The 26,767-nt window shown below is 46.4% G+C and carries 26 protein-coding genes and 3 tRNA genes; 8 read left to right on the forward strand and 21 right to left on the reverse strand.

The genetic code is table 11. The annotated features are described in order from the left end of the window. The first annotated feature begins 20 nt into the window (after nt 1-20). The 5 genes from gerQ to HUG15_RS22460 all read left to right on the forward strand — a co-directional run bounded on the left by gerQ (nt 21) and on the right by HUG15_RS22460 (nt 4,355). Nucleotides 21-470 carry a spore coat protein GerQ gene (gerQ, locus tag HUG15_RS22440; protein WP_200126017.1) on the forward strand — a complete coding sequence of 150 codons (450 nt, stop codon included), beginning with the start codon at nt 21-23 and terminating at the stop codon, nt 468-470. 222 nt (nt 471-692) lie between these two features. Further along, the gene (locus tag HUG15_RS22445; protein WP_200126019.1) at nt 693-2,468 is read left to right on the forward strand and encodes an ABC transporter ATP-binding protein; all 1,776 of its coding nucleotides are present in this window, start codon (nt 693-695) and stop codon (nt 2,466-2,468) included. A gap of 153 nt (nt 2,469-2,621) precedes the next feature. Beyond that, a complete protein-coding gene (locus HUG15_RS22450; RefSeq protein WP_200126021.1) occupies nt 2,622-2,858 on the forward strand; it encodes a ferredoxin family protein in 237 nt (78 codons plus the stop codon). Nucleotides 2,859-2,992: 134 nt separating this feature from the next. Further along, the gene (locus HUG15_RS22455; RefSeq protein ID WP_200126023.1) at nt 2,993-3,820 is read left to right on the forward strand and encodes a DUF368 domain-containing protein; all 828 of its coding nucleotides are present in this window, start codon (nt 2,993-2,995) and stop codon (nt 3,818-3,820) included. A gap of 10 nt (nt 3,821-3,830) precedes the next feature. After that, nucleotides 3,831-4,355 carry a small multi-drug export protein gene (locus tag HUG15_RS22460; RefSeq protein ID WP_200126025.1) on the forward strand — a complete coding sequence of 175 codons (525 nt, stop codon included), beginning with the start codon at nt 3,831-3,833 and terminating at the stop codon, nt 4,353-4,355. A 10-nt stretch (nt 4,356-4,365) separates the two neighbouring features. Here HUG15_RS22460 and HUG15_RS22465 read toward each other — a convergent pair whose 3' ends face one another. The 14 genes from HUG15_RS22465 to HUG15_RS22530 form a co-directional block, all read right to left on the reverse strand. Then, nucleotides 4,366-4,737 carry a DUF423 domain-containing protein gene (locus tag HUG15_RS22465; RefSeq protein ID WP_200126027.1) on the reverse strand — a complete coding sequence of 124 codons (372 nt, stop codon included), beginning with the start codon at nt 4,735-4,737 and terminating at the stop codon, nt 4,366-4,368. Between the two features lie 34 nt (nt 4,738-4,771). Continuing rightward, entirely contained in the window at nt 4,772-5,059 is a 288-nt protein-coding gene (locus HUG15_RS22470; protein WP_200126029.1) for a DUF5327 family protein, read from the reverse strand. Nucleotides 5,060-5,127: 68 nt separating this feature from the next. After that, the gene (locus tag HUG15_RS22475) at nt 5,128-5,322 is read right to left on the reverse strand and encodes a hypothetical protein (protein WP_200126031.1); all 195 of its coding nucleotides are present in this window, start codon (nt 5,320-5,322) and stop codon (nt 5,128-5,130) included. A gap of 68 nt (nt 5,323-5,390) precedes the next feature. Then, complete coding sequence (locus tag HUG15_RS22480) at nt 5,391-6,068, reverse strand: uracil-DNA glycosylase (RefSeq protein WP_200126033.1); 678 nt, start codon at nt 6,066-6,068, stop codon at nt 5,391-5,393. Between the two features lie 320 nt (nt 6,069-6,388). Beyond that, nucleotides 6,389-6,868 carry a 23S rRNA (pseudouridine(1915)-N(3))-methyltransferase RlmH gene (gene rlmH, locus HUG15_RS22485; protein WP_200126035.1) on the reverse strand — a complete coding sequence of 160 codons (480 nt, stop codon included), beginning with the start codon at nt 6,866-6,868 and terminating at the stop codon, nt 6,389-6,391. Nucleotides 6,869-7,019: 151 nt separating this feature from the next. After that, nucleotides 7,020-8,267 carry a S1C family serine protease gene (locus tag HUG15_RS22490; RefSeq protein WP_200129108.1) on the reverse strand — a complete coding sequence of 416 codons (1,248 nt, stop codon included), beginning with the start codon at nt 8,265-8,267 and terminating at the stop codon, nt 7,020-7,022. Nucleotides 8,268-8,426: 159 nt separating this feature from the next. After that, the gene (locus tag HUG15_RS22495; RefSeq protein ID WP_200126037.1) at nt 8,427-9,227 is read right to left on the reverse strand and encodes an MBL fold metallo-hydrolase; all 801 of its coding nucleotides are present in this window, start codon (nt 9,225-9,227) and stop codon (nt 8,427-8,429) included. A gap of 14 nt (nt 9,228-9,241) precedes the next feature. Then, nucleotides 9,242-10,057 (reverse strand): two-component system regulatory protein YycI, encoded by an 816-nt coding sequence (gene yycI / locus HUG15_RS22500; RefSeq protein ID WP_200126039.1) that lies wholly within the window; start codon nt 10,055-10,057, stop codon nt 9,242-9,244. Continuing rightward, a complete protein-coding gene (locus HUG15_RS22505; RefSeq protein WP_200126041.1) occupies nt 10,044-11,411 on the reverse strand; it encodes a YycH family regulatory protein in 1,368 nt (455 codons plus the stop codon). Before HUG15_RS22505 ends, yycI begins: the two co-directional genes overlap by 14 nt. Continuing rightward, the gene (walK, locus tag HUG15_RS22510; RefSeq protein WP_200126043.1) at nt 11,404-13,251 is read right to left on the reverse strand and encodes a cell wall metabolism sensor histidine kinase WalK; all 1,848 of its coding nucleotides are present in this window, start codon (nt 13,249-13,251) and stop codon (nt 11,404-11,406) included. The genes HUG15_RS22505 and walK overlap by 8 nt, the downstream gene beginning before the upstream one ends. A 6-nt stretch (nt 13,252-13,257) precedes the next feature. After that, a complete protein-coding gene (yycF, locus tag HUG15_RS22515) occupies nt 13,258-13,962 on the reverse strand; it encodes a response regulator YycF (RefSeq protein WP_200126045.1) in 705 nt (234 codons plus the stop codon). A gap of 132 nt (nt 13,963-14,094) precedes the next feature. Next, a tRNA-Phe gene (locus HUG15_RS22520) sits at nt 14,095-14,170 on the reverse strand. A 10-nt stretch (nt 14,171-14,180) separates the two neighbouring features. Further along, nucleotides 14,181-14,256: transfer RNA gene (locus tag HUG15_RS22525), tRNA-Asp, on the reverse strand. Nucleotides 14,257-14,361: 105 nt separating this feature from the next. Next, nucleotides 14,362-14,437, reverse strand: a tRNA-Lys gene (locus tag HUG15_RS22530). A gap of 113 nt (nt 14,438-14,550) precedes the next feature. On the opposite strand from HUG15_RS22530, the gene HUG15_RS22535 reads away from it, so the two are divergent. Next, on the forward strand, nt 14,551-15,258 hold the full coding sequence (locus HUG15_RS22535; RefSeq protein ID WP_200126047.1) for a YqjF family protein: 708 nt from the start codon (nt 14,551-14,553) through the stop codon (nt 15,256-15,258). A 60-nt stretch (nt 15,259-15,318) separates the two neighbouring features. Next, nucleotides 15,319-16,209 carry an aldo/keto reductase gene (locus tag HUG15_RS22540; RefSeq protein ID WP_200126049.1) on the forward strand — a complete coding sequence of 297 codons (891 nt, stop codon included), beginning with the start codon at nt 15,319-15,321 and terminating at the stop codon, nt 16,207-16,209. Nucleotides 16,210-16,833: 624 nt separating this feature from the next. Here HUG15_RS22540 and HUG15_RS22545 read toward each other — a convergent pair. The 3 genes from HUG15_RS22545 to HUG15_RS22555 all read right to left on the reverse strand — a co-directional run bounded on the left by HUG15_RS22545 (nt 16,834) and on the right by HUG15_RS22555 (nt 20,167). After that, nucleotides 16,834-18,237 (reverse strand): NAD-dependent succinate-semialdehyde dehydrogenase, encoded by a 1,404-nt coding sequence (locus HUG15_RS22545; protein ID WP_281393624.1) that lies wholly within the window; start codon nt 18,235-18,237, stop codon nt 16,834-16,836. A gap of 292 nt (nt 18,238-18,529) precedes the next feature. Next, a complete protein-coding gene (locus tag HUG15_RS22550; RefSeq protein WP_200126053.1) occupies nt 18,530-19,096 on the reverse strand; it encodes an NADPH-dependent FMN reductase in 567 nt (188 codons plus the stop codon). A 12-nt stretch (nt 19,097-19,108) separates the two neighbouring features. Next, nucleotides 19,109-20,167: an LLM class flavin-dependent oxidoreductase gene (locus HUG15_RS22555; RefSeq protein WP_200126056.1), complete on the reverse strand. Its 1,059-nt coding sequence runs from the start codon at nt 20,165-20,167 to the stop codon at nt 19,109-19,111. Nucleotides 20,168-20,582: 415 nt separating this feature from the next. Between HUG15_RS22555 and HUG15_RS22560 the strand changes: the two genes are divergently transcribed. After that, nucleotides 20,583-20,990, forward strand: coding sequence for a transporter (locus HUG15_RS22560; protein WP_246516441.1), 408 nt, complete (start codon nt 20,583-20,585; stop codon nt 20,988-20,990). Between the two features lie 550 nt (nt 20,991-21,540). On the opposite strand, the gene HUG15_RS22565 is transcribed toward HUG15_RS22560, so the two are convergent. From HUG15_RS22565 to HUG15_RS22580, 4 genes are all read right to left on the reverse strand, one after another. Then, on the reverse strand, nt 21,541-22,830 hold the full coding sequence (locus HUG15_RS22565) for an adenylosuccinate synthase (RefSeq protein WP_200126058.1): 1,290 nt from the start codon (nt 22,828-22,830) through the stop codon (nt 21,541-21,543). A gap of 125 nt (nt 22,831-22,955) precedes the next feature. Next, nucleotides 22,956-24,317, reverse strand: a complete 1,362-nt coding sequence (gene dnaB / locus HUG15_RS22570; RefSeq protein WP_200126060.1) for a replicative DNA helicase — start codon at nt 24,315-24,317, stop codon at nt 22,956-22,958. 29 nt (nt 24,318-24,346) lie between these two features. Beyond that, nucleotides 24,347-24,793: a 50S ribosomal protein L9 gene (gene rplI, locus HUG15_RS22575; RefSeq protein ID WP_200126062.1), complete on the reverse strand. Its 447-nt coding sequence runs from the start codon at nt 24,791-24,793 to the stop codon at nt 24,347-24,349. After that, nucleotides 24,790-26,760, reverse strand: coding sequence for a DHH family phosphoesterase (locus tag HUG15_RS22580; protein WP_200126064.1), 1,971 nt, complete (start codon nt 26,758-26,760; stop codon nt 24,790-24,792). The genes rplI and HUG15_RS22580 overlap by 4 nt, the downstream gene beginning before the upstream one ends. Between the last annotated feature and the right edge of the window lie 7 nt (nt 26,761-26,767).

A 26,767-nucleotide genomic window follows, 5' to 3' on the forward strand; every position in this document is an offset into this window, starting at 1 on the left:
TTAAAAAGGAGGCAAGTTCTATGTACGTAAACCCTTGGTATGGGTACTATCCGTATTATCCGCAACAGTATGGCATGCCTGTTTTCGACCAAGACGGATTTCGACAAGAGCAGATGAACCAACAGCAACAACAGCAAATGAATCAACAAATGCAACAGCAGCAAGTGGGAGAGCTTCCGGTTGAACAATCGTACATCGAGAATATTTTACGCTTAAACTTGGGCAAGGATGCAAGAGTGTATATGACGTTTGGAAATGGCGGCAATCAACAGTCCCAAGTGTTTGAGGGCAGGTTGGAGGCAGCCGGGCGTGACCATATCATTATCGTCGATGATGACACCGGCAGACGTTATCTCCTGCTTATGGTGTACCTCGATTACGTGACGTTCGATGAACCTCTGGATTACGAGTATCCGTTTGCCAATGAAGGAGAAGCTGGGCAGCAGCTAGCTCAATACCCTCCCCGTTAAGATTAAGGCGGCCAAAACGGCCGCTTTTTACATACTAGGAGCATTTTTCTCCGATTGGAGGCAAAGGCTAATTAGAAAAGTTGTGTGAAGTTTTGGGTATGGTCACATTCCGCTTCCGCTTTCTTTCTTTTGACAGTTAAACTTCTTTTCAGCTAATGTGTAATAAGGAAAAACGGCTAAATCGCCGCTTCCTGTGCCTATTTTTATCGAAGGAGAAGGGCAATGCGCGAAAGCACTTTGGATGCAAAACCACGGAAACAAAGCGTGCGCCAAATGTTTAAGGACTTGTTTTCCCGAGTCCGGCCGCATTGGCGTCTGATTTTGATTGCTGTCATTGCTGTACTGTTCGTCGCCTTAATTGAGTTTGCAATCCCCCAGTTTATCCAATATACGATTGATGTTGTCATTCCCGGAGCACAATTGGACATGCTCGTCTGGATCATTGCCGGCATTATTGGCGGGGCCGCCCTTCTTATTGGTTTTCAATTCGCGGGAAGTTATATCATGGCCATCGTCGGCCAACGGGCTCTTTTTGATCTCCGAAATGAACTATACAGCCATATGCAACATGCCGATGTTTCCTTTTTTGACAATAACCGCACCGGAGATTTAATGTCGCGGATGACCAATGACGTGAATATGTTGCAGCAATTGCTTGCTTCCGGTCTCTTGAATTTACTGACCGATATCTTCATTTTCATCGCGATCTCTACTTATATGTTTTATGTGAACTGGCAGCTTGCCGTTCTGATCTTGTTAACGTTTCCCCTTCTTTTTTATTTGACACGTTATTTTGCCAAACGTATTCGTACCGCTTACTGGTGGGTCCAGGGGAGCCTTGCCGAAATGAATAATCATTTGCAAGACACATTCTCGGGTATTCGTCTCGTCAAATCGTTTGCCATGGAGCACTATGAAGAAGAACGATTTTCAAACCGGAATGAAGCAAACCGAAAAGCAAACATCAACGCAGCGAAAAACTTTTCTTTATTCGGTCCGCTCGTCAATTTCACCAATTATCTTGGGATGGCCATCGTTGTTGTGTTTGGTGCTTGGCAAACGATCGGCGGGGAAATGACGGTCGGAATGATCGCCACCTTTATCGTGTATGTGCGTCTTTTGCAAAATCCAATCCGCCGGGTCAGCCGATTAATGAACACCATTCAACAGGCAGCCGCTGCCTATGACCGCATTATGGCTATCTTGGAGACACAACCGTCCATTCAAAATCCGGAAAATGCGGGCACTCTTTCCATTCGTGATGGAGATGTCAAGTTCCACCACGTTTCTTTTGCCTACGAAGATGAAGCCGTCATCAAAAATATCGATGTCCATTTTCAAGCCGGTAAAACGACCGCGATTGTGGGACCTTCGGGTTCCGGAAAAACGACCTTAACGCAATTGATCAGTCGTTTTTACGATCCAACTGCAGGCACGATCACCATCGATGGCACGCGTATCGATGCCGTTACGCTTTCATCCCTTCGTTCTCAAATCGGCGTTGTCAGCCAAGACGTTGTGTTATTTAACGGCTCCATTCGTGATAATATTGCGTACGGTTTGCCGGATGCAACGCTAGCCGATGTTCAACAAGTAGCACGTATCGCTGATGCGGAAACATTTATTAATAAGCTTTCGGACGGGTATGACACCACAGTCGGCGAAAGAGGTGTCAAGCTTTCCGGCGGGCAAAAACAACGAATTTCCATCGCCCGTGCCCTTTTAAAAGACCCGGCAATTATTTTGCTTGATGAAGCCACCTCTTCTCTGGATACGGAAGCGGAAAAAACGATTCAAGCAGGCTTGGACCAATTGTTGGAAAATCGCACGGCTCTCGTGATTGCCCACCGGCTTTCTACGATTCAAAATGCCCACCATATTATCGTCCTTGATGACGGACAAGTGGCGGAACAAGGAACGCATCAGGACTTACTGGCAAAAAACGGACGCTACCAACGGTTGTACTATTCGCAATTTCATCAGCAGGTTTTCAGCTAATTTTTGACATTTCTTTCCCCTTTTAGATAAACAGATATGTTACAATACGGAGCAACGTCTTATTGATGGTTATCAATATAGGCATTTTTGCTATAAAGTGTTTTATTCCACTTCATTTATCCGTTATAATCACAATAGGGAGGTGAGATACAGATGCCATTCGTCATTACTTCACCCTGTGTTGAAGAAAAAAACGGGTCTTGTGTAGAAGTTTGTCCGGTTGATTGCATCGAAGAAGGAAAGGACATGTTCTACATTGATCCGGATATCTGTATAGATTGCGGGGCATGCGAACCCGTATGTCCGGTGGAAGCCATTTATCCGGACGACGAGGTACCAGAAGAAGAAGCCCAATATATCGAATTAAACCGCGCATTTTTTGAAGAATAGGGCCGGTTTCAAGGGCAGGTGTTGACCCCCGAGGGTTAGTCAGCACCTGCTTTTTTTCTAAAGTGTCGCCATTTTTCTATGGAATTTTTAAAACTCCCATGATATAACGATAAGAGTTAGGGGGAGCTATACATATGGGAAAGATTGATGTCCACAATCTTTGGCGCGGGTTGATTATGGGAACCGTTGAAACGATTCCCGGCGTAAGCAGCGGAACGATTGCCGTGGTAATCGGTATCTATGAGCGCTTAATTGCCGCTATTAATGGCTTATCCACAAGGGAATGGAAACAAAGTTTGGCTTTTCTTATCCCGCTCGTTACCGGTATTTTTATAGCCGTATTTTCAAGTGCCAAGGTTCTCAGCTGGTTACTTGATTATTATCCGAATCAACTTTCATTTTTTTTTCTCGGATTAATCATCGGCATTGTCCCTTTTCTGCTGAAAAAAGTTGATTATAAACGAACGTTTTCCGGCATTCATTATTTCGTTTTACTCCTATCCCTTCTACTGATTGCACTATTTGGAATTATGCAGGACCCTGTTCAATCAAGTATACTTGGTTCGATGAGCGCGAGTGACTATCTAGCCATCTTTTTTCTCGGCTGGGTCGCGAGTTCCGCAATGATCTTGCCCGGATTAAGTGGATCTTTTATCCTGTTGGTGTTTGGTTACTATGAGACAATTATCGATGCGCTCGATCATTTTCATTTTCCGGTATTGCTCACACTCATTGCCGGCATAGGGATTGGTGTGCTCATTACGAGTAAAATCGTCCATTTCTTTTTAAACCGATTTCCGGTCGGAACGTATGCAGTCGTCACGGGGATGGTCTTAGGATCCGTGTTTGTGATCTATCGGGGAATGCCTGCAGACATTGGCGGACTCATCGCTTCGCTCGTCGTGCTTGTCATCGGCTTTTGCGTCGCCTTTTTACTTGGAAAAGTAGAGCACAAACAATAAGGGGGCCATAATGGATTATTTGACTTATTTCATTCTCGTATTTTTGGGGGCGGCTGTTCCCTTTATTGAATATATGACCGTTATTCCATTAGGGATAATTATAGGGCTCCCCCTCGTGCCTACTGTCTTTTTAGGCTTTTTAGGCAATCTTGTGACCGTGCTCCTGGTCATCATACTTGTAGATAAAATACGGGAAGTCTTAAGAAAAAGAAAAAAACAACATACGCGCCTTCCGGATACAGATGGAGAAAGCACTTCTAACCCCGAGGAAGCAAACACAACCGAGATGAATTGGGATGAATCATTTACAAGCAAACGGAGGCGACGCGCGCAAAAGCTTTGGGATAAATACGGCTTGCCCGGCCTTACGGTAATCGGCACCGGCCTGCTCAGCAGCCATTTAACGGCACTAATGGCTTGCACCTTTGGGGGAAATCGCACGTACGTCTTTATCTGGATGACGATCAGTCTCGCGTTATGGTCGATCATTCTCGGGATCGCTTTTCAATTGGGGATGGATGCGATTTTTAGCTAATAACTCCGAATCATAGCTTAAATGCAGTGATCATCAGTAATATCCAGCCCGCGATAAACGCAACCCCTCCGATGGGTGTAATGGCGCCAAGCCAAGTCATACCGGTAAGCGCCATTGTATATAGACTGCCGGAAAAAACGATAATTCCAAAAAGCATCAAGCTACCGGCCCATCCGAGAAGTGCACTGCCCCCGATGACTGCCGCTGTCAAACCGACAACGATGATTCCCAGCGCGTGAAACATATGGTATTGCACACCGGTTTGATAATTTTCCAACATGCGCTCACTTACTCTTCCTTCCAAGCCATGGGCACCAAAGGCGCCGATAGCGACTGCAAGCGCGCCCATAACCGCTCCAATAGCCAATAACGTTTTCGCCATTTCTATTCACCTCACTTTCAAACGGTCGTTCGAATTAAAATTCCAGTAAATTTCCTCGCCCGGAAACCTCGTGCCCCTCTCGAGGCCGATGAATGGTTACCGGAGATTTCTCTTGGATTTCTTCTCCTTTTGTGGCAGCAACCGACCATTCCGCTTTGCCGGAAGCGACACCGCCTCCTTCTTCCAAGAGTTCACTAAATGCACGAATCAGACGAGCATGTTCGCGGATTTCCCTTTCCGCCTCCCCTTTCTCCAGTGCACGCTCAAGGTTTGCCGTTTCCTGCTTTATTTTCGCTACAATCGACTCTGCAGATACGTGCATCGAATTCCTCCTATCCGCTTTACCATAACAAAAGGCCTTATAAAGGCCTTGAGTTACCAATCTATGATTCACTCGTTTGATGGGCTTGGATCAACGCGGTCATATCCAAAACCCTCGATTTTAGGATAATTTTCATTATCCACAATCCATAAGATTCCTTCATTGTCTTTTACGATGACCTCATCTTTTTGTAAAGCTTCACGGGCTTCTTCAATATCATTATAACGTTCAGCCGGTATTTGCATATCATCGATTTTGATCATCGTCTCACCTCCAGTATTGATGTATATAGCTTTTCCCGGAAAATAGCCATCGTAAACAAGCGATTTAATTAATCAGTACCGGTTTCACACCAATTGATCGTCTCTCTGTCCATTTGCTGCAAAAACGCATTCGTTTTAGAAAACGGACGGCTGCCAAAAAAGCCTTTATGTGCAGAAAAGGGACTGGGATGAGGCGATCGTATGACCGCATGTTGGCTTTCGATGAAAGAGACTTTCGCTTGAGCGTGACGGCCCCATAAAATAAAAACGACCGGATCTTGTTTTGCGCTCACACTTCTGATCACTTCATCTGTAAACATTTCCCATCCCTTGCCTTGATGGGAAGCCGCTTCCCCGGCACGAACGGTTAACACTGTGTTGAGAAGCAACACTCCTTGCTTGGCCCATCCGCGCAAATCCCCGTTTTCCGGCATTTCACAACCGACATCGTTCACAAGTTCCTGAAAAATATTACGAAGCGAAGGAGGCAGTTTAACACCCGGTTGAACGGAAAAGCTTAATCCATGTGCTTGCATCGGGCCATGGTAAGGATCTTGCCCGAGGATGACCACTTTCGCATTTTCATAGGACGTATAATGAAGCGCGTTAAAAATGTCGTGCATATCCGGATAAATGGCGCGATTGTTATATTCTTGCTTTAAAAACGATCGCAGTTGTTGATAATAATCTTTTTGGAATTCCTCTTCGAGATGGTGTCTCCAGTCATTGTGCAAAGGGATCTTCATCGTATTGGCCCTCCTATTGTTCCACGTGAAACATTTGCTTTCCAATGATCCATTTAACGTGTATTCATTTCGGAGAAAGCACTTCTGGAACACACTACCAGTGATCTGTCTCAGAAATTCTTTCTCCCTTTGTTCGGCCATACCCATAATGAGAGGGACAGGGTTCACATTGTCGTCCCTCTAAGGGTGTGCTTCCCACCCCGAGAGGGACGGGATCACTTTCCTTCTCTCTTGTTCCTCTCGGAGCAGCCCGTTCCCCCTCCAACTGTTTCTGGGATAAAGCACCAGTTCCGGCATTGGCACACGAGTTTGATGGAAGTTCACTTATGATAAGGGGTGCCTTTTTGAATTTGTGTAAAGCGATAAATTTGTTCCATAAGCATTAAGCGTATCAATTGATGAGGAAACGTCAGTGACGAAAATGACCAGCGTAGATCGGCTCTCTGCAAAACATTATCGCCGAGGCCGAGAGAGCCCCCGATTATGAACGTGAAGCTGCTATGTCCGTGTATAGCAAGCTGATCAATCTTCGTGGCCATTTCTTCAGAACGAAACATTTTGCCTTTCCGATCCAATGCGATGATGTATGTTTTCGGCTTCACGTGTTGCAACAAGCGCTCCCCTTCTCTATTCATCACTTGAATGGCTTGTTTTTCGCTGAGACGTTCAGGTGCACGTTCATCCGCCACTTCCGTCATTGAAAATTTTATGTCCTTTTTTAATCGTTTTTTGTATTCTTCCATGCCTGCCAACAAATATTTTTCCTTTATTTTTCCAACCGCAAGCAACTGAATGTTCATGCAAGCCCCCTTATCCACAAAAGTTGTCCACATGTTCACAATAATTTGTTGGTTTCTTTCAAAAACCTCTCCACGACTGGGTAGTCGTTCGTTTCCCAATGTGAATAAAAGAATCCCCGCCTATAACGAGGATTCCCACGTTTACTTTTGATCACAAGCTATCTTGTTGTTCTTCCAGTTCGATCGTCGTCTCTTGCAATTCACCATCACGATAGAAAGATACGGTTACTTCATCGCCGACATCAAGTTCCGTATAGAGATACATACGGAGATCATGGGCAAAATCAATCTCTTGGTCATCCATAGCAACGATTACATCATATTCCTGCAAGCCACCTTCTGCTGATGAACCCGGGAGTACGTTCGTGACAAAAACACCGGAGGTTACATCTTCCGGCAAGTTAAGTGTTTCTTGCCAATGGTAACTTGGAATATCACTAACGGAGCCCATTTCAACCCCCAGTTCAGGTCGCTCAACTTCACCAAAATTCTCGATGTCTTCAATGACAGGCAAAACAATAGACGTTGGAATCGCAAAGCCCATGCCTTCGCCTTGGGCAATTTCCATGGAATTAATGCCGATTACTTGACCTTGGGCATTTAACAACGGACCGCCGCTATTGCCTTGATTAATGGCGGCATCTGTCTGAATCACTTCTGCATTCCAATCGATTTGGCCATCGCCGGTCAAATCAACCGGTATGGAGCGGTCCGTTGCACTGATAATCCCTTGGGTAACGGTACGGGCAAACGCCGGTCCCAAAGGGTTTCCGATCGCAATCGCCGGTTCTCCGGGACTTAGATTATCAGAATCGCCAAAATCAGCCACCGTTTCAATCTCGTCCTCAATGTCTTCGGTAGATACACTTAATATGGCAAGGTCTGTCCACACATCTTCTCCGACTACTTCGGCCCCGACTCGTTGCCCTTCGCTCAAGCTTATTTCTACTTGGTCAGAGCCCCGAATGACGTGTTCATTCGTTACGATAAACGTCTGATTATTTTCCTCTTTATAAATGACCCCGGAACCGGTGCCGGCTTCGATGCCTTCGCCTTCCCCTCCGGGTTCTCCTTGCGGTCCACCGCCACCGCTCCAAAAGCTTTCCTCTTGCATATTAAAGACCCCGACAACGGCATTCGAGACTCCCTCAACCGCTTCGGTCACATCGGTATTGATGTCAAAACTCACTTGTTCTGAATCTCCGGCAAAGAAGTCGTTATCATCTGTTGCCCCTTGCTCCTCCGGGGCTGTTAAATCATTCGTTTGAAAAAGAACAAGAGCGGCAACCACCGCGAGCGCACCGATGATTGCACCTACAAAACCTGATAATCCCATGCCGCGCCGTCGTTTATTCTTTTCGCTGTTTTCATTCCTGTAATGCTCATCGTAATAGCCCATCTGCTCCGTCCACCTTTCCGTTCCGTTATTGCTCGCGAGAGCATTGTTCTCCATAAGTATACGGCCATTGAATCAAATGTCGAGCTTGTGGTCCATCATCCTCAAGCATCAATTTTAATCTACCCGAACTTTATGATTTTCATTAGCAGGAGCAGCAATTTACACCAATTTTTGGACTGCTGTCGGCATAAAAGGATCCGTATCAAGGATTTGAATGCCGCCTGGCGTACAATCGATTCCCTTCTCCTCCATCGTTTGCTCCGTCGTCATCCTAGCAAGTTCCTTTAAATTATTATCTTGGCTCAAATGTGCCAAATATACATAGCGCGTTTTCTCGCCGACGATTGCCGTTAGCGCTTTTGCCGCGTCGTCATTGGAAATATGGCCGGTATCTCCAAGTATTCTACGTTTAATGTTCCACGGATATCGCCCCATTCTGAGCATATTCATATCATGGTTTGATTCAAAGATCAGCGCATCCGCATCGGCGAGTGTTCCTTTAATATGGTCACTGACGTACCCCATATCTGTCGCCAATGCCAATTTTTTCCTTTCATGATGAAAAACAAAAAACATCGGATCGGCAGCGTCATGGGAGACACCGAATGATTGCACATCCATATCGGAAAACGTTCGTACATCCCCCGTTTCCAAATGAAAGCATTGCTCTTTATCAATCGGTCCGATCGCATCACGCATCTGCTTCCACGTACGCTCATTTGCATAGACAGGCAATTGATACTTACGGGCCAACACGCCGACCCCTTTCACATGATCGCTATGTTCATGAGTGACGAGCAATGCGTCAACATCCGATAAGGAACGGCCAATTTGTCGGAACATCTTCTCGATTTTTTTTCCGCTAAGCCCCGCATCGATTAAAAGTTTGGTTTGGTCTGTCTCCACATACAGAGCATTTCCCGTACTCCCACTCGCTAAAACGCTAAAAGCTATCCCCATACAATAAAGTCCTCCTAAGGCTCCCGGATGGTCTCCTCTCCTTCTACTGCAGACACCAGATAAACATCCGGTCGTTGGTCTTCATTTTCAAATTCTTCCTGAACCACAATTCGGTAATAAGGGGCGTACATCACTTCGTTGCTCACGTATTCTTCGGAGAGCGCGCTATAATACACATAGTCAACATTCGTAACGGTGGAGTTGGTCGTTAGTGCATTCTCCTGAATGAGTGTATCAATGGCATCCAATGCAGGACTGATCGATTGCTCCGCCATGTTCTCCGTATGAACAAACTGTTGGATAAACGAATCAATCGCCCCTTCTTCATTTTCATAAATGGTGAGATGCGTATTTCTCGGGGCAATCAGCGTCCGATCTTCATGGTTGGAATAATAATCCGTTTGTGTTTCATCCCTGCTCGCAAACCGATACGCGTCCCCATCGTATACGTGCGTGTCTATAAATTCACGCCGCTCTTGCCAAGCGTCCTCTTCATCAATCTCATAAGGTTCCTCGAGCCAAACGGAGAGCTCCCCGGTCTCCGAATCAAATTCAACATCGCTGATAACATCGGCGTCGTCATAGCTATTTTCCGCTTCCTCAGGGAGGCTTTCCATAGTACGGCTACGCACGACGGAAAGGGCAACTTCCTCATTCGGAAGCTCCGTCTCAATGTCAATGTTTTGATGGTCTAACTGAGCTTCCAGGTTATCCTCTACTTCAACGTCCCTTTCGCGATTTTCCATGTGATTGAACAATTGAGCGATCAAAAAGCCATTTAAAAGTATAAATGTGAAAATAAAAATCGTTTTCGTTTTATTCCAATCCACTCAAGTCACCTTCCTGATCCTCGCCATCCAACCGGATCCAGCTACCATCGCTTTTTGCATACCAATGGGGAACGACATAGACGTACGTATCTACTCTTTCCAGTGCGTAACCGATGCGAATATCTTCGATGTCATCGAGCTCGAGAGAGTTACTTTCTTCAACCTCTGCCAACACTTCCTCACCATCAAGGAGCTCCTGCATTTGACCCTCCGGATTTTCATCTAAAGGCTCGTTCTCATCAAACATAAAAGCGGGACGGTCATAACTGGAAATGACATCATTTTGCTGTGTCACATTAATGGAAGCATAGTCAAGCCATGAAGAATTTGTATCCAGCACAGGCATACCGTCCACATGCATTCGGAATTGGGCAGATTCGCCACCCCCGGACACATTCCAATCATAGAGCTGATAATTATTCGTAAAGCCGCCATGTGCATTAATGAACGTATAGGCATCGGAAATGATTTGTTCATCCCGGCCATCGGATAGTTCATTTTGAGGGTAGTCATACTCAATGTAATTGCCGAATCGGCTTACCCGCATTTGCCGGTCACTAGAATGATAAAGCTGATCCCCTTGCGCGTAACTTCCCGAATCCGGAGTGACTACGGATTCCTGGTCCGGAAACAAATAAGGGAGAAGCGCTTCTTCATCAATGCTTGTGGTATTAAATTGCAGTTGAGGGTAAGAAATCGTTTCCGATGGCAAATAAACAGGTTTTTGCAAAGAACCGCTGTCCTCCCCCACATGTGCTTCGGTTGCGTAGGAAACGCTACTCCCGTCCATCTGCTCCATATACGTCTGAAACGTTTCGATGTCCATATCAATATACCCTTCCAGTACCTGCTCATCGTCAAAAGAAACAAGTTGGACACGCAAAGCCCCGCCTTCATCTACCATGAGCAATCGTTCAAAATGAAATGTGTTTTCCTCTTGCTCAGCAATGGATGGATCGTCTTCAAACCAACTTTCAACGAGCGTTAATGGAAGAGGTGTCGGGAAAATCAACTCAATTTTATCTTCGTCACTTTCATAGACGCGTTCTTGTCCGACGCCCTCCAGCATTTCGAAGTGACTCCATTCAGAGGAAAATAAATCTGTCGTCATATCATCAACGAAATCGAAAGACCCGTGGACAGTGATCCACTGTTCATTATCACGATGAAAAGCGATGTTTGCCGGCCCGACCACATCGGCCAGTTCCACTTGGTCAGCGAGTTGTTCACTTTCCTCCACGCTTTCTTCATCCAAAAGCCCCAGCTCAGGCTGATACGTCCATAATTGCCAGGTAAGAATTAGGCTAATGATCACCAGAAGGCTTAGAAACACGGTTTTCACATGCTCAACCATTGCTTTCACATCCCTCGCCAGAAGATGCCAAAGGCAAGGATATCTTTATGCTTGTCCCTTGGCCCGGCTCACTGGATACCCACACCGAACCCTGGTGTGCATCAATCATTTCTTTCGCGATGGCTAATCCCAAGCCCGTGCCACCCAAGCTTCTGGCCCGGGCTTTATCCACTCGGTAGAAACGATCAAATATTTTATGTTGGTCTTTTATCGGAATTCCCTGCCCTTCGTCCTGGATATCAATCAATGCCTCGTTTTCTTTTAGCTCCGCCCCGACCGTAATCGTGCCGCCCTCAGGAGAAAACTTGAGCGCGTTGGAAATGATGTTATCCAACACTTGGGTCATTTTATCACTGTCCATATCTACTTGAATCGGTCCTTGGGAGAAACGCCGGACAAACGAAACGTCTCGATCTTTAACAAGCATCTCAAACCGATCCACCAAGTGATGCAACCAATGAATCAAGTCGTGGCGTTCTGTATAAATCTCATGCTCTTGCACATCCATTTTCGATAATTGCAATAGGTCATTCACGAGGCGAATCATGCGGTCCGTTTCCACTTGAATGACATTCAAAAAGCGCGGGGCAAGATCTTCATCTGCTATGGCACCATCTTCCAATGCTTCCATGTAACTTTTTAATGTCGTTAACGGCGTGCGTAACTCGTGGGAAACATTTGCTACGAATTCGCGACGTTCTCTCTCCAATTTTTCCTTTTCCGTGACATCATGAAGCACTGTAATCAAACCGGTCACATAACCGCTTTCGCTTCGGAGAACGGAAAAGCTCGCTTCTATAAGAGAATCTCCGCGTTCATCACTGAAGTCCAAAATCAACGGTTCCGTATAATCATAGAGATCACTGGGGGCAACCTGTCCCGAAAGATCCAATATGTCGGGAAGAGGCCGGCCTTTTGCCCCTTCACTGTCTAAAGATAACAAGATTTCCGCTTGTTTATTGAGCAAAATAATACGGCCAAGTTCATCCGTGGCAATCACGCCATCTGTCATATGGGAAAGGACAGAACTAAGCTTCCGCCTTTCTCCTTCAGTTGTGGCGTTCGCTTCCTTTAAATTCATCGCCAACGTATTAAAGGAAGAGGCGAGCTCCCCGATTTCATCATTTCCGTAAACACGAACACGACGACTGAAGTCTCCTTCACTCATCACCGCAGACTGTTTCTGCATATCTTTAATCGGACGAGTAACGGTTCTTGATAGAAGGACGCCGATCATCGCCGTAATTGCCAAGGCAACGCCTCCGCTCGTCATAAAAATGTTATTAATTTGCGTCACTTCGTCATACATATCTTCCATCGATGATTCCAAATGAATGGCTCCAATGACTTCATCATCGTCTCCATGCAAAGGTTGCGTGATTACCCGCATACGTTGGCCGGTGTCCGGGTCCAACAACATTTCGTTCGACTCTTGATCAAGCAATGCCTGGGAGACACGTATTTCCGTATTCAGCAATCCACCGCTTTGCGTTCCGTGTTGATTGTGGGCTAGCACATTCTGTTGACTGTCCACTACTTGAATGGTGGATCCGGTACTGCTTAGCTCATTCACTTCATAACGGGAAATTAAATCGTTAATTTCTTCGTTCATGTCATTTTGATCCGTATCATCCGTTTCTTGTATAAGCGTTTGTTCAATATTATAAGAGAGCAAACTCATTTGGTCTTCCAATGCACCCCGATGATTGTCGACAAACTGTTCTTCCAGACGATCCATGAAAAAGATTCCGATAACCTGAAACGCAATCAGCAAAAGCATGACGTATATAAATATTAATTTAAATTGAAAAGATTTAAAGAAACCCGCGATTCGCTTCATCCAACTCTACTCCTGTTCGGGATGCCGAAGATAGTAACCTACCCCTCTTCTTGTAATAATCCAGTTCGGATAACTGGGATTATCTTCTACTTTCTCCCGTAGCCGGCGCACCGTGACATCAACGGTACGTACATCTCCAAAATAGTCATAGCCCCAGACGGACTGTAAAAGGTCTTCTCGTGACATCACTTGTCCAATATGACTTCCTAAATAATGGATTAATTCAAACTCCCGATGGGTAAGCTCAATCGGATTCCCCCGTTTACGGACGAGATAAGCTTCCGGATCAATCGTCAAGTCCCCGATTTGCTTAACCCCGGTATTTTTTCGATCTGCTTCAGGGACAACTTGAAGCCTGCGAATATTCGCTTTCACACGCGCAAGCAATTCACGGGTACTAAAAGGCTTGGTTACGTAATCATCAGCACCCAATTCAAGACCGAGCACTTTATCGATCTCCGAGTCCTTTGCCGTAAGCATGATAATCGGCATATCATAATTTTTGCGGACTTCACGGCACACTTCCATCCCGTCTTTATTCGGCAGCATAATATCGAGTAAAATGAGATCAGGCTTAAAGGCATCTACCTTTTCAATCGCTTCCGTGCCGTCATAGGCAACTTCGATTTCAAAGCCTTCCTTCTGCAGTGAGAATTCGAGAATATCAGCAATCGGTTGCTCATCGTCGACAACCAGTATTTTTTCATTCATGATTTTTCTCCCCATTTCGTAATTCCGGCACTATATTCTACAAGTATTGTAACACAGCTACGCGTTTAATGACGTTTATTATTGCATACAGAAAAACCCCGGGCGCATTCCGGGGTACATATATTATAAACATGGTGGCTCGAGACGGAATCGAACCGCCGACACGTAGATTTTCAGTCTACTGCTCTACCGACTGAGCTATCGAGCCAATATGTATATGGCGGGCCTGACGGGATTCGAACCCGCGATCTCCTGCGTGACAGGCAGGCATGTTAACCGCTACACCACAGGCCCATTTTATGCACTTTAAAATGTTTAACTTTGTTAAAAGATTAAAGTATAAGTAAAACTAAGGCTTCCGCTATAAGGACTTGGCGAAATCCAAGTTTTTCTAAGAATTGGTGAGCCATGGAGGATTCGAACCTCCGACCCTCTGATTAAAAGTCAGATGCTCTGCCAACTGAGCTAATGGCTCATTAAGCCCAAAGACAAAATTTATCTTAGCACGTCCGGCGTTTAAATGCAATGGGGAATGGCAAATTACTCGTTGGAAAACCCTAAGCGCATGTTCGCAAAAGGAGTGATCCTATGCCCAAACAGACGACACACCGGCCTCAATCGCTTCCTCATGGACTTTGGCTCATGACCCAGACATGGAAAGACGTATTATTCGCCCATTGGCCGCTCTCCCCGGAAACATTGCAAGCGAAAATTCCAGACCCTCTGGAGATTGATACCTATGAAGAGCAAGCTTGGATTAGCGTCATTCCGTTTGAAATCACACAATTACGCGCCCGTTTTCTTCCACCGGTGCCATTTGCGCATGCCTTTCCGGAAATAAATGTACGAACGTATGTCACATTTAAAGGACAAACCGGTGTTTATTTTTTTAGCCTGGATGCTGATCACCGCCTAGCTGTGCTCACGGCACGCTCGCTGTTTCACCTTCCTTATTTTTATGCCGATATGAAGGTGGAAAGGGAAAAAGGGGTCATTCGCTATCACAGCCATCGTCCGAAGACAATATTTGAAACCGTCTACCAACCGACGTCTGACGTTTTTACAGCAGAAATCGGAACCTTGGATGACTGGCTCACCGAACGGTACCGTTTATATACGACGCATCGGCGACATTTATATGCCCTTGATATCCACCATCAGCCGTGGCTGTTACAGCATGCCAAGGCATCTTTTCACAAAAATACGCAGGCTTTTGAATTACCGGCTACGGACCCTTTGCTTCATTATGCAAAAAGACAAAAGGTTTTCTTTTGGCCGCTTCGTCGTTGCACCTGATATACTGGTGTAAGCAATCATCGATATGAAATAATCCTAATCGATAGGAGGCAGAATAAAATGGAGCGTTCGGATCTGATCAAAAAGGCATTGCAAAACCGCACAGTGACATTGCCCGACGGTACCGCCCTTCCAAGGATCGGACAGGGCACATGGAAAATGGGGGAGCATTCCGATAGCAAAAATGATGAAGTCAGAGCCTTGCAACTCGGCCTTGATCTCGGAATGAGCGTCATAGACACCGCAGAAATGTATGGGGACGGCCGGTCTGAAGAGATTGTCGGGGAAGCCATCGACGATCGCAGAGACGAAGCTTTCTTAGTTTCCAAGGTCTATCCCCACAATGCAGGCCTGTCAAAAATCCATACAGCCTGTGAAAACAGTTTGCGACGTTTGCAGACCGATTATTTGGACATGTACCTTTTGCACTGGCGTGGTTTATCGGGGGGAACGCTCCAGGAAACGGTGGAAGGTTTGGAAGCGCTCCGCAAGGAAGGTAAAATTTTGCGGTGGGGGGTTTCCAACTTTGATACCTCGGATATGCAAGAACTCACGGAATTAGAGCATGGTTCCAATTGTTCCATAAACCAAGTGCTGTACCATTTGGGTTCACGAGGAATTGATTATGATCTTCTTCCCTGGCAACGAGAACAGCAAATGCCGGTGATGGCATACAGTCCCCTTGGCCAAGGTGGTTCACTCATCAGTCAATTAATGAACAACCTGATTATTAAAGAAATTTCCGAGAAACATGAAGCAAAACCTCTGCAAATCGCGCTCGCCTGGACGATTCGGACGAACGGCGTGCTCGCGATACCGAAAGGTACTGGCCAAAACCATGTCATTGAAAATGCGGAAGCCGCCACGATCGAGTTGTCAGAAGAAGATCTTCGAAAGATTGATAAAGTATTTCCAAAACCGGAACGAAAGATGCCTTTGGATATTATCTAAATCTCTCGTCACATCACACGCGAGTCCGATACGTCCAAACAGTTTGACTTATTTATATAAAAACCTTAAAATGGAATTAGAAAAAGCCGATTGGTCATCGGTCGATATTTGCTGATGGCGAGGTAATTCACCTCCCCTAATGAGTGATAAGTCCACCCCCATACAGGTCTTATCACTTTTTTATGTATATCTATCTGTGTTCTTGATGCATAATAATATAAAATCGCTCACATCATCCCCGAACCCCAGATTGAGCCGTCGCCTTCTTACATCGGTTCCCCCATGAACCGATAAGCGTAAGAAACGGGTTTGATGCTTGCGGATGTCACTTAATCCCTCTTAATGAGCAAAAGGAAGTGAATCAGGCGAAAGGCTAAGTCGGTGATCTTCCACCGCTTGGCTTTTTTCGCCTTTGTTTTTTCATACAATTTATCAACTCTGCTTGGTCTGTTCCGATATCTGCCGATGACATTCACCTCCTTTCCCCTTCATGAACAAGGGATGGGGTGACGATGCTAGTAACGACTCTCTATTAAACCATGTCGCATCGGTAAAGCTATTACAACACTACTGATCCTTTCATAAAGATGACCCCGGTGTTTGTGCCGGGTCATTCCATTATAGTTATAGTTTAAGCGAGATATATTTCGTCTCCAGAAACTCATCCATGCCTTGACGGCCGCCTTCCCGTCCGATGCCGCTTTGCTTCCAGCCGCCGAATGGCGCCTGTGCTGTGGAAGGACCACCGTCGTTTAAGCCGATGATGCCGTACTCCAGCTGTTCGCTCAAGCGGACCGCTTTAGACACATTGCTCGTAAATAAATAAGCCGCCAATCCGTAGATGGTGTTATTTGCCCGCTCAATCGCTTCTTCTTCGGTTTTAAAAGTAGCAATAGGCGCGAGCGGGCCAAACGTTTCTTCATTCATGCAAGCCATGTCTTCGTTTACCCCGCTAATTACTGTTGGTGTTAAAAAGAGCCCATCTTTCTTTTTGCCGCCCGTAACAACTTTTGCCCCTTGTTTTTCGGCATCTTCTATATGGGAGAGGACTTTGTCAACGGCATCTTCGTCGATTAAAGGCCCAATGTCAGTATTATCATCGAGACCATCGCCGACGTTTAAACCTTCAACGGCTTGCTTAAATTTATTCGTGAACGTCTCTTCAATCGATTCCGCCACGTAAATACGGTTCGCACAGACACAAGTTTGACCTCCGTTACGGAATTTCGAGGTCACTGCCTGTTCAACCGCGTTGTCAATATCCGCATCTTCAAGCACGATTAATGGTGCATGGCCGCCAAGTTCCAACGATATTTTCTTCATCGTTTCCGATGCGCCGCTCATTAACGTTTTGCCAACTTCCGTTGAACCGGTGAAGGTAAGCTTGCGCACGCGTTTGTCCTGCTGCCACGCCTCGGAAATTTTTCTGGATGAACCGGTGACAACGTTGACAACCCCTTTGGGAATGCCTGCTTCCACCGCCAATTCGGCCAATTTGAGAGCTGTTAACGGTGTTTGCGTTGCAGGTTTAATGACAGCTGTGCAACCGACTGCGAGTGCCGGCGCGATTTTACGCGTAATCATCGCCGCCGGAAAATTCCACGGTGTAATCGATGCCACGACCCCCACAGGTTGATGGGTGACAAACAACCGCTTGTCCGGTGCAGAAGCCGGGACCGATTCTCCATAGTTGCGCTTACCTTCCTCCGCGTACCATTTGATAAATGAATTCGCATAAGAAATTTCGCCGCGCGCTTCCTTGATCGCTTTCCCTTGCTCTTTCGTCATCGTTTGCGCGAGGTCTTCGTGATTCTCACCGATCAATTCAAACCATTTCTCCAACTTTGCGCTCCGGTCCGCAGCGGTAAGCTTGGACCACTCGGAGAATGCTTCGTACGCGGCAGTCGCAGCTGCCTCGGCTTCTTTTTCGCCGCCTTTCGGAATCGTATCGAGCACATCCCCCGTCGCAGGGTTAACGACATCGATTTGCTCCAGTTTATCGCCGGTCCATTCGCCGTTGATGAGAATATTCATCGTAGATAGAAGGCTCCTTTCAATTCAAAGATTACTGTAAAATGTTTTCGAATCATCTTTGATATAAATTCCCAACTTCATGCTTGTTGAAACATTTCTTCATTTGTTTGTTTTATCTGAATTATATAATTCTCGTTATCCGAGATGCTCAATCGCCTAATTTAACCGCATGGCCGCTTCATGACGACCGAAAATTCCTGCTTCTATCAAGTTCGGGCGCCATGCTACTTCATGGCGCCCGAAAAGGGAATTAGAGCTTTCTTTCGGGCTTCATGCGAATACGGCTCTAAAACCCATACGCTTCTTCCTTCGTTTTGCGCATATTCATATAAGTCTCCGTTAATCCAACAGTATCTTCCACCAATCGATCGACGCGGAGCAAGACATTGTCATTGGTGATCTCTTTTCGATGGAAATCTTTTTCCTCGATAAATACGTAATCTTGGACGATTTGCGCTTTCATGTACGACAAAATTGGTTTAAGCTGTTGTTCCACAATGAGAAAGTGCGTCAGCGACCCTGCGGTTACGAGTACGCTCGTCACTTTATCCCGCAGCCCGTCCTGAGGGAGCAAATCGAATAGATTTTTCAATGTCGCGGGGATAGATGCTTGAAAAATTGGCGTTCCGATGATGATGGCATCCGCATCCATGATCGTTTGAGCGACATATTTTGTATCCCCTTCATAGTCCAAAAAGTTGCGTCCATCACTAAATTGTATCTCTAAGTCTGCTAAATCAATCAAGGTTACTTCCGTCTCCGGATATTTTTCGGCAATCGTATTCACGGTATAATCCATCGCCGTTCTCGTTTTGGAACCGACGTTGGAACCGGATAATGCTACGATGTTCATTTTCCTTGCCTCCTACTCTTTAGCTGTATGCTTTTTGATTGCCGGCAGTATTTCTGTCCCTATGAGCTCAATATTTTTTCGCAGTTTATCAAACGGTACGCCGCCAAAGTCCATTTGTGCAATAAAACGCTGATGGCCGAATTGTTCATGCTGATAAAGAATTTTTTCAATCACCTGCTGAGGGCTGCCGACGTTTATGACGGTCCGCAGATCCTCACTCTGTGCAAAGGCCTGCTTCGGAAATCCCTGCCCATTCGTCAGCTTCATTCCTTCATTGATATGAGGGTAATATTCCTTCTGGGCCTGCTGGGTCGTTTCCGCTGTATAAAAAAACCCGGCTGTTGAAATCGGCAGAGTGGATGGATCAAACCCGCTTTGGCGTGCAGCATCGCGATAAGCATCAACCGCCTGCTTGAAACTGGCAACGGGTCCGCCTAAATGCGCCAAATACATCGGTACTCCGGCATACCCCGCTTTGATCGCGCTTGCCGCCGTCCCGCCGACCGCGCGCCAAATCGGGAGCGACCCATTTTGCGGCCGGGGAAGCACCTGGGCGTCTTTTAACGGCGCGCGGAATTGCCCGTCCCAATTAACGACTTCCTCTTCATTGATTTTCAATAACAACTCAAATTTTTCTTCATATAATTCTTCATAATCCCGAAGATCATAGCCCAACAAGTCAAAGAGCCCAACACGGGAAGCGCGACCTGCAACAATTTCTGCCCGCCCTTTTGAAATCAAATCGAGTGTCGCGAAATTTTCATACACCCGTACCGGATCGGATGTGCTGATGATCGTCGAAGAACTCGATATTTTTATTTTTTCTGTGGCTTGCGCAATGGCCGATAAAACCACCGCGTGTGCTTGTGTGGCAAAATACTCTTGATGGCTTTCGCCGACGCTGAAAAAATCAATCCCGGCCTGCTCGGCTAATTGAGCTAATTTTATGAGTTCGTGAATCCGCTGCTCAGCAGATATTCTTTCCCCGGCTATTGGATTCGGCAAATGATCACCTAAAGTATAAAGGCCAAACTCCATACCTTTGGCCGGATCGATGCGATAATTTTCCATTTGGTTGATCCCTCTCTTTTCTGTGAACCTACATGACTATTATAAGGTATAACACGGAACGATGCGATTTAGTGGACTTTGACGAGGGCGATTTCCTATTTAAGCCATTTTGCACTAGTGGCGTGTGCCAGAAATTCTTTTTGAACTGTTCGCATCATTTTCACGGGTTATAATGCAATTGTCCGTATCTATATTCCCCCGACGGTGGTCATACCCAATATGAGAGGGACGGGATGATATTGCTTACTTTGTTCCTCTCGGTGCGGCTCGATCTCGGCAGAGAGATTACTAGCGCCCGCCCGATGCTGGGTGACCGATTATTTCAACCACCACTTCCCCTGAGAACCATGTAGCTATATATTGAATAGGATGACGTGAGCCTACTCTAACATACTTGAAAGGAGCGTCGTTTCAGATGAATCAGCACGACCCTCACTGGCAAGGAAATGGACCCCCGCCCCCAAACCAACAGAGACAGTTCGGCCCTATTTTCAACGGATTAATCGGTGGTTTTTTCGGACCTCCCGGACAGCCACCTACAGGGATTCCAACGCAACCGACACAAACGGGGGCTCCGACTGAGCCACCTCCGAGTTTTACCCCGCCAAGACCTGACGGAATCGCCACATTTGCCGTTGATCCGGGAGCTATACGCGGATGCTTATTCCGTTTCACCTATGTTTGGCTGACCAATCAACAACAATTTTGGTTCTATCCTATATTTGTGGGCCAAACGTCTGTAGCAGGGTTCAGATGGACTGGATTTTCTTGGTCCTATTTTGGCATTGACACACGTTTAATCGATGCATTTCAGTGTTTTTAGAAAATCTATCACACCTTTCATTGGTTTGGGGAATTGGATCAGGGTGTAATTCCTCTCGGATTCGTTTTTCGTCAGTTTGAGGGATTAAATCGGGATTGTAATACCCCTCGGACCAACTCTCCCTTTCTTTGAGGGATTAGTTTGCGGTTGTAATCCCTCTCGACACGTCTACTCATCCATTTGAGGGATTACTTCGGCTTAGTAATCCCCCTCGGGCCAACTCTCCCTCCGTTTGAGGGATTAGTGCAATGTTTCAATAGTTCCTCCCTATGGCGGTGTCGTTTTCAAAATCCCATTTGGGGATAAGATCGGGTTTGGCGTCCCTCTAAGCGTAGTATTTATTCCCTTAGAGGGACAAGAGCGGGGTTGTCGTACCTCTAGGTGCAGCATTCTTTCCCTTTGGGGGATGAGAGCAGGCTTGCCGTACCTCAGGCGGCAGTTTTCTGTCCCTTAGAGGGATGAGGAACGGTTCTCGAAAGGAAAAAATTTCTAGTACATTCTACTAGTTCGGATCATATACAAAAAGACTGCCCAACGGCAGTCTCCATCCTTACAATCCCCACACACCACGCACTTCATTCGTTTGCGTCCGGTCCGGCCCAACCGAGAACACGGACAACGGAATGTTTGTTAGTTGAGCGATACGTTCCGCGTAATGCCGTGCACGCGGTGGCAAATCACCAAGGCTTCGAGCTTGGGTAATATCTTCCTTCCACCCCGGCATTTCTTCATAGATCGGTTTACATTCGGCGAGCACATTCAGACTTGCGGGGAACTCTTCAACCCGCTCACCCCGGTACTCATAAGCCACACAAATTTTCACCGTATCAAGCCCGGACAGCACATCCAGGCAATTTAAGGACAAATCGGTAATTCCGCTCACCCGGCGGGCGTGGCGGACGACGACAGAATCAAACCAGCCGACGCGGCGAGGGCGTCCCGTCGTCGTCCCATATTCATTTCCGATATCGCGAATGCGATCGCCCACTTCATCGGTGAGTTCAGTCGGAAACGGTCCGTCGCCAACCCTTGTCGTATAGGCTTTTGATACCCCAACGACATGATGGATTTTTGAGGGCCCTACGCCGGAACCGATCGTTACCCCGCCGGCAATCGGATTCGACGACGTGACAAACGGGTACGTCCCTTGATCGATATCAAGCATCACGCCCTGTGCCCCTTCAAACAAGACGCGCCGCCCTTGGTCAATGGCATCGTTCAAAACGACCGACGTGTCGCAAACATAGGCTGCCAGACGTTGCCCATACTCATAATACTCCTCAAGAATATCTTCGACGCGAAACCCTTCCGTTTCATAGATTTTTTCGAGAAGGCGATTTTTCTCTTGAAGATTACGATCCAATTTATCGGCGAACTCATCTTTCTCAAGCAGATCGGCGACACGAATGCCAACACGAGCCGCCTTATCCATATATGCCGGCCCAATGCCTTTTTTCGTCGTCCCGATCTTGCTTGCGCCTTTACTTTCCTCTTCCGCAATATCCTGTTTAATATGATAAGGAAGAATGACATGGGCGCGGTTGCTAATGCGCAAATTGCTTGTCTCAATGCCGCGCGCTTCAAGCCCTGCCAGTTCTTCGACCAATGCTTTCGGGTCAATCACCATCCCGTTACCGATGACACAGATCTTATCATCAGAAAAAATACCGGAGGGTACGAGGTGCAACTTGTAGGTTTCACCGTCAAACTTAATCGTATGCCCCGCATTGTTGCCCCCTTGATAACGGGCGATCACTTCTGCGTTTTCCGATAGATAATCCGTAATCTTACCTTTGCCTTCGTCCCCCCACTGTGTTCCCACGATAACGATGGATGACAAAAGACTCACCTCTTCCAATTAATGTTCCGTTTTTTTCTTAATCCCGGACTTTATTTTACCAAAATAAATGCTTTTAGTCAAAAATCCCGAACATTAAGTGTCTATTTATTTATTGTCATTCGTTTTTAAGCACCTGGCGGCGCTACACTTTCCTCGTGCTTTCGATCGAGGTTCACAAATTTATTGTATTCCTTAATAAATGCCAGTTCCACGTTCCCGACCGGTCCGTTCCTTTGTTTTGATATGATGATTTCGATGATGTTTTGATTCTCCGCTTCTTGATCGTAGTAATCTTCCCTGTATAAAAAAGCAACAATATCCGCATCCTGCTCGATACTCCCCGACTCCCGCAAATCCGACATCATCGGGCGTTTATCCTGTCTTGACTCCACACCCCGGGAAAGTTGGGAGAGGGCTATCACAGGGACGTTTAACTCGCGTGCGATCGCTTTAAGGTTCCGCGAGATCTCCGATACTTCTTGTTGCCTGCTCTCGGTTCCCCGTCCCTGAATGAGTTGCAAGTAATCAATCATAACCATGCCAAGGCCTTTTTCCTGTTGCAAACGCCGGCATTTCGAACGGATATCGGCAACTTTAATGCCGGGAGAATCATCAATATAAACGCCTGCACGTGAAAGGGTTCCCATTGCCATGGCTAATTTTTCCCAATCTTCTTCAAACAATTGACCGGTACGAAGACGGGCACCGTCAATATTCCCCTCTGCGCACAACATCCGCTGCACGAGTTGGGTCGCGCCCATTTCTAGGCTAAAGATCGCCACATTTTCATCCGTTTTCGTCGCGATGTTTTGCGTGATGTTCAAAGCGAAAGCCGTTTTTCCCATGGAAGGACGCGCGGCAACAATAATTAAATCGCTGTTTTGAAAACCGGCGGTCATGCGATCCAGTTCCTGAAAACCGCTCGCGACTCCGGTGAGGGCGTCGCCGCGGCTTTGCAACATTTCAATGTTATCGTACGTCTCCATCAACACTTCTTTGATGGACAAAAAAGACCCGGATGTCCGTCGATTCGAAACCTCCATGATCATCCGTTCCGCTTCGCCAAGTACTGCATCCACTTCTTGCTCTTCCGTATAACCTTCGGAAACAATCGAGGTTGCCGCCCGGATCAAACGCCGCAAAAGCGCTTTTTCCTCAATGATTTGCGAATAATACCCTACATTTGCCGCTGTCGGAACAGCATTGGCCAGATCGGTAAGATAGGAAATTCCACCGGCTTCTTCCAACCATTCATGATCTTGCAACTGTGACGTCACCGTAACAAGATCAACAGGCTCTGCCTTTTCCGAAAGATCGGTCATCACCCGAAAAATCCGTTGATGGGACGCTCGGTAAAAATCTTCGGGTCTTAAACGTTCCGTGGCGGTGATAAGGGACTCTTCTTCAAGAAAAATAGCCCCTAATACCGCTTGCTCAGCTGCTATATTTTGTGGCGGCGTACGTTCGCCGCTTAAAACATCACTCATCACACGGCCTCCTTTCCCCGTCCATGTGTTTAGTTTTGCTCTTTAACATGAATGTCAACCGTGGCAATCACTTGCGGATGAATTTTAATCCCGACTTTTGTTACCCCCAGCGTTCGGATTGGATCCTTTAAATCGATTTTACGTTTGTCTATTTCAAATCCTTGTTGCTTGAGGGCTTCCGTAATCTGTTTTGTAGAGACGGCACCGAAAAGACGGCCGCCTTGTCCGGCTTTGGCCAAAATCTCAACTGTCGTCTCTTCAAGTTCTTGTTTTTTTTCCTTGGCTTCTTCCAACGCTTGCTGTTCTTTTCGTTCATCGCTCGCTTGTTTCTTTTCCAGTTCTTTTATATTGGATTTTGTCGCTTCGACAGCAAGCTGATTCGGAAAAAGATAGTTTCGAAAATAGCCTTCCGATACATCTTTAACTTCCCCTTTTTTGCCTTTGCCCTTTACATCTTTTTGGAAAATAACTTTCATCCTGCGTTTCCTCCTTCCAAATATTCGTTAATCGCCGTTTGCAGACGGTCCTCAACCTCATGAAGCGAAACGTCGTTCAATTGCACGGCTGCATTGGTTGAATGTCCGCCGCCCCCCAATTGTTCCATAATGATCTGAACGTTCACGTCCCCTAGAGAACGGGCACTAATGCTGATGCGATCGTCTTTGAGTGACGAAATGACAAACGAGCCTTTAACACCGTTCATCGTAAGCAACGTATCCGCTGCTTGCGCAATCAACACCTGGTGATAGGATTCACCTTCTTCGCTGCAAGCGATCGCCATTCCGGCCTGATAAAGATAAGCCTTCTGGATGAGCCGGGAACGTTGAATATATTGATCAAGATCCTCTTTTAGCAAAAGCTGCACAGCAGTCGTATCAGCACCGTTGGCTTTCAAATAGGAAGCGGCATCAAATGTGCGGGATCCGGTGCGAATGCTGAAATTTTTCGTATCCACCATCATCCCCGCGAGCATGGCGGTCGCTTCCAGGGCATCCATGGACACCCGATTCGGTTGATACTCCAAGAGTTCGGTGACAAGTTCGGACGCTGAAGAAGCATATGGCTCCATGTAGACGAGCGCAGGATCGTCGATAAATTCCTCCCCGCGCCGATGATGGTCGAGAACGACGACACGATGGACACGATCAAGCAACTTTGGTTCGATCACAAGCGACGGTTTATGGGTATCCACGATTACGAGCAGCGTCTGCTTTGTTAACTGTTCCAAGGATTCGCTCGGCGTTAAAAAACGCGACCAAAGATATTCATGCTGTTCAACTTCATTCATCAGTTTGTGAACATCCGGACTCACTTCATTCGGATCCACAACGATGTAAGCATCCTTTTCATTCACTTCAGCGACTTTTAAAACACCAAGCCCTGATCCGATTGCGTCCATATCCGGATTTTTATGGCCCATGACAATCACTTGATCGCTTTCGAGCACGAAATCCCGCAATGCGTGGGAAATGACACGGGCACGTACCCGCGTTCGTTTTTCGACCGCATTGGTTTTTCCGCCGTAAAAGCGCACTTGTCCGTTCTTTTCCTTAATAACCACTTGATCTCCGCCCCGGCCAAGCGCCAAATCCAAACTCGATTGGGCAAGCGCCCCCAATTCCCGCGGCGTCCTTTCTCCGCTACCGATGCCTATACTAAGCGTAAGCGCCACTTTTTCCTTCATGGTCACTTCCCGAATATCATCAATGATTTGAAAACGATTATTTTCAATCTCTTGAAGCGTTCTATAGTTCAAGAAAGCGATAAAACGGTCATCTGCAACACTGCGCAAGAAGATGCCATAATCGTTGGCCCACTGGTTGATTTCGGAAAGTACGCCTCCCCTTAAACGGCTCGTCACCTGATCTTCCAACCCCTGTGTCACATCATCATAATTATCCAGTAAAATGTGGGCGATCACCGGTTGTTCTTCATTGTATAAATCGCGCGTCTCAACGGTTTCCGTCATATCAAAAAAATACAAAAGACGTTCATTCGCACGTTCATACACATAATGTTCTCGGCCATTTAATTGCAACCGGTGTTCCGTATTATTGTTTTGGATTAACGCTGGAAGGTCATCGGAAAGAACAGCAAGCGACTTGCCGATGTATTCATTCGGTAAATAGGACAACAAGTATGGGTTCGTCCATTGTATCGTTTCATTTTGATCGTACAATAAGATACCGACGGGAAAATTCGCTACCGCTGCTTCTCCGGCACGGTTAACCCGGTGGCTCAACCTCGAAATATATTTTTTTATATCCGATTCCATTCGTTTGTGTATATGATAGGCAAGGTAAGTTAACCCGATTAAAACGACAAAACCAAACACGCCAAGTTGCCAATGAAAAACGAAAAGCGTGATATTCATCAATAACGCAACGATAAAAACGAGCAATATGGGGTAATCATACCAGTGCTTTCTTAAAAAATTAGGCATCTGCTCA

The organism is Salicibibacter cibarius, from assembly GCF_016495725.1.
In the GTDB taxonomy this organism is placed as follows: domain Bacteria; phylum Bacillota; class Bacilli; order Bacillales; family Marinococcaceae; genus Salicibibacter; species Salicibibacter cibarius.

Bases quoted from the DNA above. Each gene is read 5' to 3' on its own strand.
- gerQ (WP_200126017.1), top strand. From the start codon at position 21: ATGTACGTAAACCCTTGGTATGGGTACTATCCGTATTATCCGCAACAG.
- HUG15_RS22445 (WP_200126019.1), top strand. From the start codon at position 693: ATGCGCGAAAGCACTTTGGATGCAAAACCACGGAAACAAAGCGTGCGC.
- HUG15_RS22450 (WP_200126021.1), top strand. From the start codon at position 2,622: ATGCCATTCGTCATTACTTCACCCTGTGTTGAAGAAAAAAACGGGTCT.
- HUG15_RS22455 (WP_200126023.1), top strand. From the start codon at position 2,993: ATGGGAAAGATTGATGTCCACAATCTTTGGCGCGGGTTGATTATGGGA.
- HUG15_RS22460 (WP_200126025.1), top strand. From the start codon at position 3,831: ATGGATTATTTGACTTATTTCATTCTCGTATTTTTGGGGGCGGCTGTT.
- HUG15_RS22465 (WP_200126027.1), bottom strand. From the start codon at position 4,737: ATGGCGAAAACGTTATTGGCTATTGGAGCGGTTATGGGCGCGCTTGCA.
- HUG15_RS22470 (WP_200126029.1), bottom strand. From the start codon at position 5,059: ATGCACGTATCTGCAGAGTCGATTGTAGCGAAAATAAAGCAGGAAACG.
- HUG15_RS22475 (WP_200126031.1), bottom strand. From the start codon at position 5,322: ATGATCAAAATCGATGATATGCAAATACCGGCTGAACGTTATAATGAT.
- HUG15_RS22480 (WP_200126033.1), bottom strand. From the start codon at position 6,068: ATGAAGATCCCTTTGCACAATGACTGGAGACACCATCTCGAAGAGGAA.
- rlmH (WP_200126035.1), bottom strand. From the start codon at position 6,868: ATGAACATTCAGTTGCTTGCGGTTGGAAAAATAAAGGAAAAATATTTG.
- HUG15_RS22490 (WP_200129108.1), bottom strand. From the start codon at position 8,267: ATGGGCTATTACGATGAGCATTACAGGAATGAAAACAGCGAAAAGAAT.
- HUG15_RS22495 (WP_200126037.1), bottom strand. From the start codon at position 9,227: ATGGGGATAGCTTTTAGCGTTTTAGCGAGTGGGAGTACGGGAAATGCT.
- HUG15_RS22505 (WP_200126041.1), bottom strand. From the start codon at position 11,411: ATGGTTGAGCATGTGAAAACCGTGTTTCTAAGCCTTCTGGTGATCATT.
- walK (WP_200126043.1), bottom strand. From the start codon at position 13,251: ATGAAGCGAATCGCGGGTTTCTTTAAATCTTTTCAATTTAAATTAATA.
- yycF (WP_200126045.1), bottom strand. From the start codon at position 13,962: ATGAATGAAAAAATACTGGTTGTCGACGATGAGCAACCGATTGCTGAT.
- HUG15_RS22535 (WP_200126047.1), top strand. From the start codon at position 14,551: ATGCCCAAACAGACGACACACCGGCCTCAATCGCTTCCTCATGGACTT.
- HUG15_RS22540 (WP_200126049.1), top strand. From the start codon at position 15,319: ATGGAGCGTTCGGATCTGATCAAAAAGGCATTGCAAAACCGCACAGTG.
- HUG15_RS22550 (WP_200126053.1), bottom strand. From the start codon at position 19,096: ATGAACATCGTAGCATTATCCGGTTCCAACGTCGGTTCCAAAACGAGA.
- HUG15_RS22555 (WP_200126056.1), bottom strand. From the start codon at position 20,167: ATGGAAAATTATCGCATCGATCCGGCCAAAGGTATGGAGTTTGGCCTT.
- HUG15_RS22560 (WP_246516441.1), top strand. From the start codon at position 20,583: ATGAATCAGCACGACCCTCACTGGCAAGGAAATGGACCCCCGCCCCCA.
- dnaB (WP_200126060.1), bottom strand. From the start codon at position 24,317: ATGAGTGATGTTTTAAGCGGCGAACGTACGCCGCCACAAAATATAGCA.
- rplI (WP_200126062.1), bottom strand. From the start codon at position 24,793: ATGAAAGTTATTTTCCAAAAAGATGTAAAGGGCAAAGGCAAAAAAGGG.
- HUG15_RS22580 (WP_200126064.1), bottom strand. From the start codon at position 26,760: ATGCCTAATTTTTTAAGAAAGCACTGGTATGATTACCCCATATTGCTC.